Raw genomic sequence first — 12,475 nt, forward strand, 5'->3', positions numbered from 1 at the left:
CCCGCCATCGCGGTTGGGGACCCGACACCACCTCGAGAGCGTCCAGGCTCCGCGTTCAGACCTCCGAATCGGTCATCGACCTCGACCGACGCGCTGCGGGCGCATCGATCGTACGTCGGCGGAGCGTCATTATCGCTTAGAGGTCGTTCGGTGATATCAGCCCAAATCTATATCTTCGCACTGGAGAGAAGTGTGCGCATGAAATCGACGGGCGAATCGAACTGCGATACCGCCCATCCGAGCCGAATACGCGTGTTACACGTCGACGACGAGCCCGAGTTTGCGGACCGAACTGCTGCGGCGCTCGAGCGAGAACGCGACGCGTTCGATACGATCACTGCGACCACCGCACGCGACGGGCTGGAGTTACTCGAAGAGACGCGGATCGACTGTATCGTCTCGGAGTACGACATGCCCGAGATGGACGGACTGGCATTTCTGGAACGAGTCCAGTGCGGGGACGAAGCAACGCCCTTTATTCTGTTTACGGGTTCGGGGTCCGAAGCCCTCGCCAGCGAAGCGATTACGGCGGGCGTGACGGACTACTTTCAGAAAGGAGACGGTGCCAGTCAGTATCCGGTTCTCGCGAACAGAATCGTCAACGCGGTCGAAACGACCCGAACCCGGCGGCAGCGAAACCACCAGCTACGCGCCATCGAAACCGCACAGGAGGGGATCAGTCTGCTCGATGCGGACGGGACGTTCAGCTATATGAACCGGTCGTACGCCGACTGCTTCGGATACGAACCGTCGGCCCTGATCGGCGAACACTGGGACGTACTCTATACCAACGAGGAGGCGGCGACCGTTCACGAGGAGGTTCTCCCCACGGTGATGGACGAGGGCTACTGGCGCGGTGAGACGGTCGGTCTCCGAGCGGACGGCACGCAAATCATCGTCGATCACACGCTCTCGACGACCGATCACGGCGAACTCATCTGCACCGTTCGGGACGTAACCGACCGCAAGGATCGCGAGCGGGACCTAGAACGGTACGAGACTATCATCGAGGCCCTCGGCGATCCAGTCTACACGGTCGATTCGGACGGCCGCTGTGCGTTCGTCAACGACGCCTACGCGGAGATGACCGGCTACACGAAGGCCGAACTCATCGGCAAGCCAGTCTCGTTCCTGCTGGACGAATCGTCCGCCGGACGCGGAACGGACGTCGTTCGAGAGCTCTTATCCAGCGAGACGACAGCGACCCAGCAGACCTACGAGATCACCGTCGTCACGAAAGACGGAACCCGAATCCAGTGTGAAGACAACGTCTCGTTGCTTCCGCTCGAGGACGGGCAGTACCGCGGCGTCGCCGGCGTCGTTCGGAACATCACGGAGCGAAAGGATCGCGAACGCGAACTCGAGCAGTACGAGACGATTCTCAGGACGATCCCCGACGAAGTGTACATGCTCGATGCGGACGGCTACGTGACGAACGTCGTTCCGCCGACCGGTTCCGAACTGACGACGACGGGGTATCGGCCGGCGGAACTCCGCGGCGAACACGTCTCGGTCATACTGAGCGACGACGACATCGCCAGAGGCGAGGTGGAGATCCGGCGACTGTTGAAACGCGACGACCGCGAGAAGGCGTCGTTCGAGATGACTCCCATCACGAGAGACGGCGATCGCGTTCCGAACGAAAACCACATCGCCTTGCTTCCGACGGACGACGGAACGTTCCGCGGCACCGTGGGCGTCCTTCGAGATATCACCGATCGAAAGGAGCGCGAACGCGAACTAAAACGCCAGAACGAACGGCTTGAGTCGTTCGCCAGTATCGTGAGCCACGACCTCCGGAACCCGTTGAACGTGGCACAGGGCCAACTCGAGCTGGCTCGAGAGGAGCACGACGAATCCCGTCTCAGGACCGTTTCGAAGGCACACGAGCGCATGCAGCGGCTGATCGATGACATCCTACGGATTGCACGCGAGGACGACCCGGTAACGGAGACCGAACCGATCGACCTTGCGGCGTTCGCTCGCTCCTGTTGGCAACACGTCGAGACCGAGGATGCGACGCTCAACGCGGAAACGGACGCCGTCGTTCAGGCCGATCGGTCCAGGTTCGAACGACTCGTAGAAAATCTGATTCGGAACGCCGTCGAGCATAGCTCGACGAGCCATTCGGTCGCCGACACTCCCGAAGACGCCGTCGAAAACAGTGTTACGGGCCTCGAGTCGCAATCTCACAGCGGTGTCGTACAGGGGAACGAGCGCGACGGCGTTACCCTCACCGTCGGTTCGCTCCCGGGACGGGCGGGATTCTACGTCGAGGACGACGGGCCGGGTATCCCGCCCGAGGACCGCGACGCGGTGTTCGAAACCGGCTACTCGACGACGACCGACGGCACCGGCTTCGGGCTCTCCATCGTCGAACGGATCGCCGATGCCCACGGGTGGACGGTGACCGTAGTCAACGGAGACTCCGGCGGCGCGCGGTTCGAGTTCCGCGACGTCGAGGTCCGTCGCTGAGAGCGGTCAGATCGAACCGTGGTGGCTACGCCAGTAACGCGGAGGGAGGGCGCTCGAGTCGCGGGACGTTAGAGGGCGCGGTCGTGTTCGCTCTCGAAGTCGCGCTGGCGACGGTACTGCTCGACGAACTCGCCCACGTCGAACTCGAGCATCTGCGACTCGAAGTCGGTGACGGCGTCGTCGTCCTCGGCGTGGCTGATCGCGTGATCCATGAGTTCGACGACGAGTTCGACGATGATCTCGTGGAGACGGCGGGCGTCGAAGTCGGTCACCCACAGCATCGCGTAGCCGACGGCACCGTCGTTGCTGGCGTCGTAGCTGACGACCTTCTCGGGAAACTCCTCGAGCACGACGCCCATCAGGTGGGGCGTGCCGAACTCGCCGAACTCGTCGTCGGTCTCGATCGTCTCCTGGAGGACGGCGACGAGCGACTCGGGGAAAAACCGGGAGGGCGGGTGAACGTCGGTGACGACGGCGTGATCCTCACCACAGCTACAGGTGTACTCGCGCATGCCGAGGTCGATCTCGTGTGGATCGAGCGTCGTCCCACAGGGAAGTTCGAGGCTCCGATCGCCGCCGGAACCCGGTACGCGGGGCTCTGCCATTGCGTGTGGTTCGGTCGGCGAAGTCATAAGGGCGACGACTCGGCGACCCGCGAACTCGAGGACCGGCACTCGAGAGGTCGGTTCGCCGAGTCGAACGCCCGGCCCCTCGGTTCGGGCTCGGCGGCGTCGCGCGGCTCACGCGGACAGCCGCATCGCGACGCTGTACATCTCGCCGACCGATTCGGAGCCGATCGCCGCCTCGAGCGCCTCCGCACGCTCCGTCAGCGCCGTCTCGAGGTCGCTCGAGAGCCGCTTCGCTCGCGAGCGCACGACGTTGGCGTGCGCTTCGACGTGCCGTTCGGTCCACGGAACCGGCGCTAACAGCGTCCGATGGCGGTCGAACTCCCACCCGCGGCCCGCGAACAGGTTCCGGAGCGCGTCCGCCGGGTAGAACGTCAGCATCGGCCGCCCATCGGCTAACTCCGCGGCCGCGTTCTCGAGGGCGAAGAGGGCTCGAATCGCGGCGTCGCTCGGAATCGGTTCGTAGTCGTCGACGACGAGGTGACAGCCCGGCGCGGCGACTCGAGTGAGTTCTTCGACGATCGCCTCGAGGTCGGCGGGCGGAACCACGTTGAACAACCCGTGGGCGGTGACGACGTCGACCGAGTCGGTCGGCAGCGGGAGGGCTCGGAGGTCGGCCTCGAGAGCGTCGAGTCGATCGCGACCGCGAGCGTCGGCATCGGGTATCGCGATCTCGCCCGCCCGTTCGACGGTCGTTCGTGCGTGCTCGCTATCGTTCGTCACGGCGTAGACGCGGGCCGCGCCGTCGGCGAGCAGCCCGGCCGTCGTGTTGCCGACGCCGGCGCCGGCGTCGAGACAGACTGCCCCGTCGATCGGCCGGTCCTCGAGGGCGGTCGTTACCGTTCGCGGGACGTTCATCGGAAATCGGTTTCTCGGGCGGAAGGGCGTGGCGACGAGTTCAGTGGTGAAGCTGCTCGGGCACGGGACTCTCGTCGTGACGGGAGCGCTCGATCAGCGAGCGCCGTTCGCTCTCGGCCATCCCGTCGTATCGGCTCGCGGCGTCGAGAACCATCGCGACGAGCTTCGGATCGCCGGGCGTGACGACGGTCGTGAGCCCCTGCGACGCGGCGAAGTCGAACCGCGCCCTGATCGCGTCGGGCGTGTCGACGGGCTCGTACCAGTTCGCGTAGGGCCGGTCGGCTTCGGGCAATTCCTCCTCCGAGGGCCACGATCCCTTCGCGAAGGCCTTGATGCCGAGCGCGCCGATCCCCTCCTCGTCCGCGCGCTCGAGGACGGCCTCGTAATCGTAGTCGTCGTCATCCTTGCCGGCGACGACCGGGTTCATCGGGAACATCAGCGTCGAGAGGTCGTCGATCCGATCGATGGCGTCGAGGATGAGCTGTGGGTTCCCGTGGCTCGTGAGTCCGATGTCGCCGACGAGTCCCTCCTCCTTGGCGTCGCGAAATGCTTCGAGCGCGCCGTCCTCGCCCGTAATCGTCTCCAGTTCGTGCTCGTACTCGAGGCCGTGGATCTGATAGAGGTCGATGTGATCGACCCCCAGCCGATCGAGCGAGCGCTCGAGTTTCCGCCGCGCGCCCTCGTAATCGCGCTCCTGGGTCTTGCAGCCGAGATAGATCTCCTCGCGGTGCTGGCGCAGTTTGGGGCCGAGCTTGCGTTCGGCGTCGCCGTAGGTCGGGGCCACGTCGAAGTGGTTGATCCCGCGGTCGAGGACGAGTTCGACGAGTTGGTTCGCGCCCTCCTGCTCGAGCCAGTTGAGGGCGATCGCGCCGAAGGTCGCGACGGTGCTCTCATGGCCGGTATCGCCGAGGTTGCGCGTTTTCATACCAGTATCCTCACTGACACCGCACATAAATCTCCACGTACTCGCAATCCGGGCTCGACCCGAAACTGACGGCAAAGCCGATCGACGACGGACGGCAACCGACGCTCGCGGTCGACGATTCGACCACAACAACGACTCTCGTCGCGGCTCAGGGCCAGTCGTCTCGAACCGGTTCGGTGTCGTCGTCTTCGGTTTCGACCTCCGTCGCGACGATCCAGTCGGCGGCCTCGGCGGCGTCCTCGACGGCGAGGTACTCCCAGCCGACATCGTCGGCCAGTTCTTTATCCTCCTCGCTCGAGCCGATGAGGACGTACCGGTCGGTGTCGAACTGGTTTTTGACGCCCTCGAGACTCTCGGCTTTCCCGCGCGGGCCGGAGAAAAAGTCCTGCCGGATGCGGTTCTTGCGCGTGAAGTTCGTCACGACGTAGGTCGGTTTCTCGGAGACGACGCCGATGTACTCGGTCCAGCCTCTGGCGTCTTCGAACACGCGCTCGGGGGAGGCGAGTTCTTTCAGCGCCTCGAGTTCGAACGCTAGGGTCATGTCGCTACCGCCGTTCATACGCTATCGAAGACGCGCACCGGGGAAAACGGCTTCGATACTTCTGACGACTCGAGCGGACGTGTCCGAAATCGATCGAGTTGACGCCCCTATATGCGTTTGACCCGATAGTAGTCCGTAAAGACGATAACTTCACCGTCCTCGAGATCGGGATCCGCGCCCGGACCGGGGAGATCGTCTTCGAGCGTCGTGTAAAACGACTCCAGTGTCTCCGCGTCGAGTTGATCGACGTGACGGACGCTCGTCTCCGCTGTAACCGACTCGACTCGCTCGAGGCGTAGTGATCGATGGTGGAGTTCACTGGCAGCCATGTTCACTGTTACCAAATGCCACAATAACACTTAACGGTTCCGGCTATAGTAGCCACTGAATCAGCGGCGAGAGCGAGCCTCGAGACGGATCTCTCGGCAGGAAACGAGAGCGGACGGCGGTCCGTGCGCACTCGAGCGGGTCTCGAGAACGCGGCCGAACGTACCATCCGGCGATTCGCGGTCGATCGGTCGCAACTGAGCGACCGGAAAACGAGCGCGTACTATAGTAGCCACTGAAAGTCAATGCACACCTGATCGCACGAGGGCAGCGCGGTTCGGAGCGAACGGAGTGAGCGAGAACCGCGGACTATGCGATCAGTGTGTAAATCGTTTCAGTTGCTACTCTACTGCTCTTGTTCCTGTGCCGGCGCGAGGTTATCGAGGTCGACGGACTGCTCGAGGAGCACCTCTGCCTGATCGGCGACGTCGCGCTGTTCGCGCATCAGCTGTTTGAACTTGCTCTGGGGCGAGAGATCGCCGATGAGGACGCCGCCGACGATCTTGCCGTCCTTGAAGGCGACGCGACGCCACTCGGTGTCGCTGTAGCGGCGCTCGGCGTGTTCGTCGCCGAGAGTCGGGTGGCCAAAGGAGAGGAACGGGAAGTCGAAGTGGGTGATGGAGTACGAGGAGACCCACTGGAACTCCTCCGCTTCGTCGGTGTCTGCAGCCATGTTGATCGCGGCGACCCGGCCCTGCTCCTTCGCTGAGCCCCACGAGCCGTTCTGGGCCTGCTCGCCGAGCAGGACGTCGTAGAATCGGGTGATGTCGCCGGCGGCGTAGATATCGTCGACGTTCGTCCGCATGTACTCGTCGACGACGATCCCGTTGTTCTCCTCGAGACCGGCACCCCGGAGGTACTCGGTGTTGAACGACAGGCCGATAGCGACGCCCGCGAAGTCACAGTCGTAGCGCTCGCCGTTGGGATCGACAGCGGCGATGATGTGGCCGTCGTCGTCCGTTTCGAACCGATCGACGCCGCTATCGAAGACCGGCTCGACCCCGACTCCTCGCATGCCGTCGTGCATGATCTCCGCGCCGTCCTCCGAGAGGGCGTAGCGCCACCACCGATCGCCGCGCATGAGGTAGTCGGCCTCGATCCCCTGCGCACCACAGACGGCCGCGAAGTCGATACCGAGCAGGCCGGCACCCACGATAACACCCGTATCGGAGCGCTCCGCGTGCTCGCGGATCCCGCGGGCGTCCTCGAACGTCCAGAAGTGGTGGACGCCGTCGGCGTCGCTGTTCTCGACCGGCAGCTGGGTCGGCGTTCCGCCGGTCGCGATCAGCAGTTTGTCGTACTCGAGGTCCCCGCGATCGTGCGTGTGGACGACCTTCGCGTCGGGGTCCACGCCGGTCACGTGCGTGTTGAGCGAGAGTTCGATCTCGCGGTCCTCGTACCACGCTTCATCATGGATCGAGATCGGAGCCTCGGGGAGTTTTCCTTTCGCGTGCTCTTTGATGAGAATCCGATTATACAATGGCTCCCCCTCATCGGTGATGACGGTAATCTTCGCATCCGGATCTTCCTCCCGGAGGGTCTCGGCAGCCGAACTGCCCGAGATCCCGTCACCGATGATCACGTACTGGGTCATATTCTGATCGTTCGTAATGCGGGTTAAAGTGGGTTGCTATCTCGTCTATTATGCCTCACTCGCTGACCCACCGCTACAGTTGTAAACTGAATCCCTGTTCTGGTTACCAAAATATTAGTTCGTCCGGCGTTTTCACGCTGCTTCTCGAGGATGCAAGGTTTGCTGTTATCTCTGACGACCGGTGGCCGGGAGAAACTGACCACTTCACCGCTCGTTGGTCCGTCATCATCGTCCGAACCGCTCTTTACGCATCACTTCGTAAACGATGGCGTGAAACTCCACCAGAACGTCCGTCACTTCGCCTCGCGGGCGGCTCTCGAGACGCCGGTCGTCCGGTCGGCCGCCAAGTCCGGACTCGTCCGAATGCACACGAAAATCTTCCTCGGGAAAGCGGATCCGGAGTACGCGGAGGAGCGCAAAGCCCACCTCGATGCCCTCTTCGACGCGACCGTCGACACCTACCTGCGAGCGCTTCAGAAGGGGTACTCCGAGGCCGAGGCTCGGGAGATCACCCACATTCAGGCGAACTTCGACTTCTACAACCACGGCTGGACCGAGATGATGGAGATTCCGACCGACGAACTCGAGGCCCACTACGACCGATACCGGGGATTTTTCGAAACCTGGGAGATCACGATCGACGACCCGCTGGGCCAGTTCGCGCCGCCGGAGGGTCTCCCCGAGGCCCCCGCGACGCCGGAGCGCCTCGAGGATCCCGAACACCCCCACGCCGCGGGCGGCTTCGCCGACGACGTCTACGTCGAGACCGACGACGGCGACCTCGTCGTTGGGGGGCAGGACGAACCTGCGGAAGCCGACATCTCGAACGCGCCCGGAGTGCGTGACGAAGACCGCGACAAACACTGATCGAGTACGAGGCAATCGCGTCGCTCGCGGTTTTCGTTCGCGGACCGCGAGGTGCGTTACACGCCGATCACACAGTCCCCGTGCGATCGGTGTGTGAATCGTTTCAGTCGTTAGGATAGCTTCGTCGAGGGGGTGGCGAATCCTCGACGCTGTTCCAGCAGCGAGACAGTATATAGGACCTGATTACTCCCGTTCAGCGGACAGTAACTCGGTGATAACAATGCCGGCTCCTGAACAGTTTACGGTAGATGAAACGACGAGCATACCTCGCGATGGCGACGGCAGGATCGCTGTCTCTGGCGGGCTGTACCGACACCAGTTTCGTCGACTCGAGTTCGAAAAACGGGGACGACGGGAGCGACTCGAACTCCGAGGAGACATCGAACGAGTATTCCGGACCCACCGGGACCGACGACGACTTCGAAAACCTCGACGCGTGGACCGTCTCCGGCGGGACGCTGACGGCCGATCCGGACCGCGCACTCGTCGGCTCTCAAAGCGCTCGCATCGAGACCACCGCGGGCGGCCAGACCACCAGACTGGCGAAGACGTTCGCGGAACCGCGCGACCTCACCGACGTCGTCCCTGGCGTCGCGGCGACGGCGAACGATCTCTTCACCCCGTGGCTTCGACTGGTCGACAGCGGCGGCGACTCGGTCGAGTACCGGCGCGGGATTACCGCCGACCTCCCCTTCATGCGGTACAACTTCGGCCTCGAGTCGATTAGCGACGGGTTCGATAGTACGGCCGTGCGCGAAGTGCAACTACAGTTCTGGTCGGGCGAGGGACAGGAGCGAACGGTCTGGTTCGACGATCTCCATTTCATCCCGCGTCCGGAGACTGGAAAAGTGATGATCCAGTTCGACGACGTCCACGTCACCGATCATACGAAGGCGCTACCGATTCTCGAGGAGTACGGCTACCCGGCGGTAACGTTCGTCAACCCGAACTACCTCGACCGGGACGCCGGCGGCGATCCCCGACTCTCGCCCGAGCAACTCCACGACCTCCACGATGCCGGCTGGTGTATCTCGAATCACTGTCTGAGCCATCCTCGGCTCCCCGAACTCAGCCGCGAGGAACAGCGGGACGAGATTCGCGGCGGGAAGGAGTGGCTCGTAGAGCAGGGATTCGAAGAGGGTGCGGAGTACTTCGCGTACCCGTTCGGCCAGTTCGACGAGACGACGATCGAACTCGTCGACGAGTACCACGAGATCGGTTTTGCCGGCGGGGGGCCCGTCCAGGGGTACACTACCAACACGAAACTGGCCCCCCGAATCGGAGAACCGAGCGCCGAACGCGTCCGAACTGCGCTCGAACGAACGGCCGAAATGCGCGGTATCACGTCGGTTTTCTACCATCGCCTGGAGGGCGAGAATCTCGCGGCCTTCGAGACGTTCGTCGAAACGATCCACGAGTACGAATCGCAGGGCGATCTCGATGTCATCCTCCCGCAGGATCTCGGGCGGGAGTACCTGTTTTAGGATCACCCCCGCCGATCCGGGCACGTTCGCCACGGATATCCTGACGGTTTCCAAGCCGCTAAGTAGTCGGAGCGTCCCGGTTTCAGCAACGATTAGAGCGGACATGGCACTGCAACGTAACGATCGATCGATCGCGGGGTTCACGATGGCCGGACACGCGCTCGTCCACTGGTTCGAGACGTCGATCCCGATCTTTCTGGTGGTCTGGCTCGCCGAGTTCGACGTCAGCGTCGCGTTGTTCGGCATCGTCGTCGCGCTCGGCTACGCGCCCTTCGGGATCGGTGCGCTCCCGGGCGGCATTCTCGCGGATCGCTACGGCACGAAACGGCTCATTCTCCTGTGTCTCGGGGGAATGAGCGCTGCCTTCCTCGTGCTCTCGCTCGCGACGTCGATCTACACCATCGCGATCGGGCTCGTGCTGTGGGGCGTCGCCGCCAGCGTCTACCACCCCGCCGGCCTCGCACTCATCAGCACCGGCGTCGAGGACCGAGGAACGGTCTTCGCCTGGCACGGCATCGCCGGCAACGCCGGGATCGCACTCGGCCCCTTCGTCGCCGCGACGTTGCTGATCTTCCTCGAGTGGCAACTCGTCGCGGCGATCCTCGCCGTTCCCGGCGTTATCGCCGTACTGTACGGACTCAGCGCGGAGTTCGATCCGACGGCGGCCGTCGAGGACGGCGTCGACGCCGGAGCCGACGAGGCCCTATCGCTGTCGGCTCTCGTCTCGAACTCGCGGGCGCTGTTCGCGAGCGCCTTCGCGATCGTCTTCGTCATCGTCACCTTCGAGGGGCTCTACTACCGCGGGATGCTCACCTACCTTCCCGAGATCCTCCACGGCCTCGAGGCGATGGACGGACTCGTCGTCCCCGACCGACTCGAGGGGATCGAGCCGGCCGACTACATCTACGTCGGTCTGCTGGTCGTCGGGATGGCGGGCCAGTACGCCGGCGGAAAACTGACGGATCGTATCGCACCGGCGCAGGGCCTGGCGGGAATCTTCGCCGTACTTGTGCTTCTCGCACTCGCGTTCGTCCCGGTTACCGGGATGGGGCTGGCAGCGATCGCCACACTCTGTGGCGTGTTCGGCTTTTTCCTCTTCGCGATTCAGCCGTTCTACCAGAACGCGGTGGCGGTGTACACCCCGCCGGATAGCCGCGGACTCTCCTACGGCTACACCTACCTCGGAGAGTTCGGGTTCGGTTCGGCGAGTATCGCCATCGGCGGGTTCGTTCTCGGCGGCGTCTCGCTCGCGGCGTTTTTCGCGGTCATCGCGAGCTTCGCCCTCGCCGGCGCGCTGCTCTCGACGGCACTGCTCGTCGGCCTCGACCGGTTCGTCGATACGGACCGGCCCACGGACGCGGGCGCGGACGACTGATAAGATGAGCATACGTCGTCGTTGGCGGTCTCGAGTTCCGGAACTCGCCGGTCGGTCGGCGGGCCGGTAGGTCGTTCCGTCGTCGGGACGGTTCCGTTCGGACCGTCGCGGTCCGCTACCTTTTTGCCTGCAGTCTCGGAAGGAATCGGCATGCTCACCGTGCGGGCACCGGCGACGAGTGCGAACCTCGGGAGTGGCTTCGACGTCTTCGGTGTCGCCCTCGGAACGCCCGCCGACGTGGTCCGGGTCGAACGGGCACCGGAAACGCGGATTTCGATCACCGGGGCCGGGAGCCAGTACATTCCGGAGGATCCGAAACAGAACACCGTCGGGGCGGTCGCCGACGCCCTCGACGCACCGGCACACATCAAGATCGACAAAGGCGTGCGGCCGTCCTCAGGTCTCGGCTCGTCCGCCGCGAGCGCGGCCGCCGCGGCCGTCGCCCTCAACGCGCTCTACGACCGCGGCCTCTCGCGGGCGGAACTCGTCCCGATCGCCGCCGAGGGCGAGGCGCTCGTCTCCGGCGAGGCCCACGCGGATAACGTCGCCCCCTCGCTTCTGGGCGGGTTCACCATCGTTACCGACGACGGCGTCACCCAGGTCGACGCCTCGATCCCCCTCGTCGCCTGCCTCCCCGAGACGTCCGTTTCCACGCGCGACGCGCGCGGCGTCGTCCCCGACTCGGCGGCCCTCGAGGACGTCGTCGACACCGTCGGCAACGCCGCCACGCTCTCCGTCGGCATGACGCGCAACGACCCCGACCTCGTCGGGCGCGGCATGAACGACGCCATCGTCACCCCCGAACGAACCGCCCTGATCGACGGCTACGAGGGGGTTCGCGAGGCCGCCCTCGAGGCGGGCGCGACCGGCGTGACGGTCAGCGGTGCCGGGCCGGGCATCCTCGCGGTCTGTCACGGGCGTGACCAGAAGGCGATCGCCGGCGCGATGATCGACGCCTTCGAGGCCGCTGGCATCGAAAGTCGGGCCTACCAGACGCGCGTCGGCGAAGGGGCGCGGCTGTACCGGGACTGATCGCCGACTCGAGTCGAAAATGGGTGCCCGAACCGACGCGTTACTGACGATACTCGTTCTCGCGGCCGTGGGCATCGCGTTCGTTCTGGTCGACGCGTCGCTGTCGCCGCTCGCGCTCGCCCTCGGTGGACTCGGTACAGTGGTGTTCGAACTCGTGGCCGCTCGAGACGTGGCTACCGTTCGAGAGTACTGGGAGCGGCCGGTGATACAGGCAGCGTCCGTCATCGTCGCGCTGCTCGTCGTAGCCGCGGGTGCCGCTCTCGCGCCAACCGTGGTGCTATCGTTGTTCTGTGGAGGTGCGATAACGTACTTCGCGTTTCTCGGACTCGTCGGCGTGGGGCTCGTTCCGCCACCGCGGACGTGGTGGTGAG

General features: G+C 64.3%; 12 protein-coding genes. 6 read left to right on the forward strand and 6 right to left on the reverse strand.

Annotated features, from left to right (window positions below; genetic code table 11):
- The first annotated feature begins 198 nt into the window (after window positions 1-198).
- Complete coding sequence (locus DWB23_RS04705; RefSeq protein WP_121741627.1) at window positions 199-2,475, forward strand: PAS domain S-box protein; 2,277 nt, start codon at window positions 199-201, stop codon at window positions 2,473-2,475.
- A gap of 68 nt (window positions 2,476-2,543) precedes the next feature.
- Here DWB23_RS04705 and DWB23_RS04710 read toward each other — a convergent pair whose 3' ends face one another.
- The 6 genes from DWB23_RS04710 to DWB23_RS04735 form a co-directional block, all read right to left on the reverse strand.
- On the reverse strand, window positions 2,544-3,080 hold the full coding sequence (locus DWB23_RS04710; protein ID WP_121741928.1) for a DUF5815 family protein: 537 nt from the start codon (window positions 3,078-3,080) through the stop codon (window positions 2,544-2,546).
- Between the two features lie 135 nt (window positions 3,081-3,215).
- A complete protein-coding gene (locus DWB23_RS04715; protein WP_121741628.1) occupies window positions 3,216-3,959 on the reverse strand; it encodes a class I SAM-dependent methyltransferase in 744 nt (247 codons plus the stop codon).
- A 40-nt stretch (window positions 3,960-3,999) separates the two neighbouring features.
- The gene (locus tag DWB23_RS04720) at window positions 4,000-4,884 is read right to left on the reverse strand and encodes an aldo/keto reductase (RefSeq protein ID WP_121741629.1); all 885 of its coding nucleotides are present in this window, start codon (window positions 4,882-4,884) and stop codon (window positions 4,000-4,002) included.
- Window positions 4,885-5,032: 148 nt separating this feature from the next.
- Entirely contained in the window at window positions 5,033-5,443 is a 411-nt protein-coding gene (locus tag DWB23_RS04725) for a DUF7124 domain-containing protein (protein ID WP_121741630.1), read from the reverse strand.
- Between the two features lie 89 nt (window positions 5,444-5,532).
- Window positions 5,533-5,760, reverse strand: coding sequence for a hypothetical protein (locus DWB23_RS04730; RefSeq protein WP_121741631.1), 228 nt, complete (start codon window positions 5,758-5,760; stop codon window positions 5,533-5,535).
- Window positions 5,761-6,098: 338 nt separating this feature from the next.
- Window positions 6,099-7,346, reverse strand: a complete 1,248-nt coding sequence (locus tag DWB23_RS04735) for an NAD(P)/FAD-dependent oxidoreductase (protein WP_121741632.1) — start codon at window positions 7,344-7,346, stop codon at window positions 6,099-6,101.
- A 270-nt stretch (window positions 7,347-7,616) separates the two neighbouring features.
- On the opposite strand from DWB23_RS04735, the gene DWB23_RS04740 reads away from it, so the two are divergent.
- From DWB23_RS04740 to DWB23_RS04760, 5 genes are all read left to right on the forward strand, one after another.
- A complete protein-coding gene (locus tag DWB23_RS04740) occupies window positions 7,617-8,213 on the forward strand; it encodes a DUF6149 family protein (protein WP_121741633.1) in 597 nt (198 codons plus the stop codon).
- Window positions 8,214-8,461: 248 nt separating this feature from the next.
- On the forward strand, window positions 8,462-9,697 hold the full coding sequence (locus DWB23_RS04745) for a polysaccharide deacetylase family protein (RefSeq protein ID WP_121741634.1): 1,236 nt from the start codon (window positions 8,462-8,464) through the stop codon (window positions 9,695-9,697).
- Between the two features lie 103 nt (window positions 9,698-9,800).
- Window positions 9,801-11,072 (forward strand): MFS transporter, encoded by a 1,272-nt coding sequence (locus DWB23_RS04750; protein WP_121741635.1) that lies wholly within the window; start codon window positions 9,801-9,803, stop codon window positions 11,070-11,072.
- Window positions 11,073-11,222: 150 nt separating this feature from the next.
- Window positions 11,223-12,104 (forward strand): homoserine kinase, encoded by an 882-nt coding sequence (locus DWB23_RS04755; protein ID WP_121741636.1) that lies wholly within the window; start codon window positions 11,223-11,225, stop codon window positions 12,102-12,104.
- A 19-nt stretch (window positions 12,105-12,123) separates the two neighbouring features.
- Window positions 12,124-12,474, forward strand: coding sequence for a hypothetical protein (locus DWB23_RS04760; RefSeq protein ID WP_121741637.1), 351 nt, complete (start codon window positions 12,124-12,126; stop codon window positions 12,472-12,474).
- Window position 12,475 lies beyond the last annotated feature (1 nt).

Source organism: Natronorubrum halophilum, from assembly GCF_003670115.1.
Classification (GTDB): Archaea; Halobacteriota; Halobacteria; order Halobacteriales; family Natrialbaceae; genus Natronorubrum; species Natronorubrum halophilum.

What these genes read in the sequence shown, in the direction of transcription:
- DWB23_RS04725 (WP_121741630.1), bottom strand. Translation starts at nt 5,443, where the DNA reads ATGAACGGCGGTAGCGACATGACCCTAGCGTTCGAACTCGAGGCGCTG.
- DWB23_RS04735 (WP_121741632.1), bottom strand. Translation starts at nt 7,346, where the DNA reads ATGACCCAGTACGTGATCATCGGTGACGGGATCTCGGGCAGTTCGGCT.
- DWB23_RS04720 (WP_121741629.1), bottom strand. Translation starts at nt 4,884, where the DNA reads ATGAAAACGCGCAACCTCGGCGATACCGGCCATGAGAGCACCGTCGCG.
- DWB23_RS04710 (WP_121741928.1), bottom strand. Translation starts at nt 3,080, where the DNA reads ATGGCAGAGCCCCGCGTACCGGGTTCCGGCGGCGATCGGAGCCTCGAA.
- DWB23_RS04750 (WP_121741635.1), top strand. Translation starts at nt 9,801, where the DNA reads ATGGCACTGCAACGTAACGATCGATCGATCGCGGGGTTCACGATGGCC.
- DWB23_RS04760 (WP_121741637.1), top strand. Translation starts at nt 12,124, where the DNA reads ATGGGTGCCCGAACCGACGCGTTACTGACGATACTCGTTCTCGCGGCC.
- DWB23_RS04745 (WP_121741634.1), top strand. Translation starts at nt 8,462, where the DNA reads ATGAAACGACGAGCATACCTCGCGATGGCGACGGCAGGATCGCTGTCT.
- DWB23_RS04705 (WP_121741627.1), top strand. Translation starts at nt 199, where the DNA reads ATGAAATCGACGGGCGAATCGAACTGCGATACCGCCCATCCGAGCCGA.
- DWB23_RS04715 (WP_121741628.1), bottom strand. Translation starts at nt 3,959, where the DNA reads ATGAACGTCCCGCGAACGGTAACGACCGCCCTCGAGGACCGGCCGATC.
- DWB23_RS04755 (WP_121741636.1), top strand. Translation starts at nt 11,223, where the DNA reads ATGCTCACCGTGCGGGCACCGGCGACGAGTGCGAACCTCGGGAGTGGC.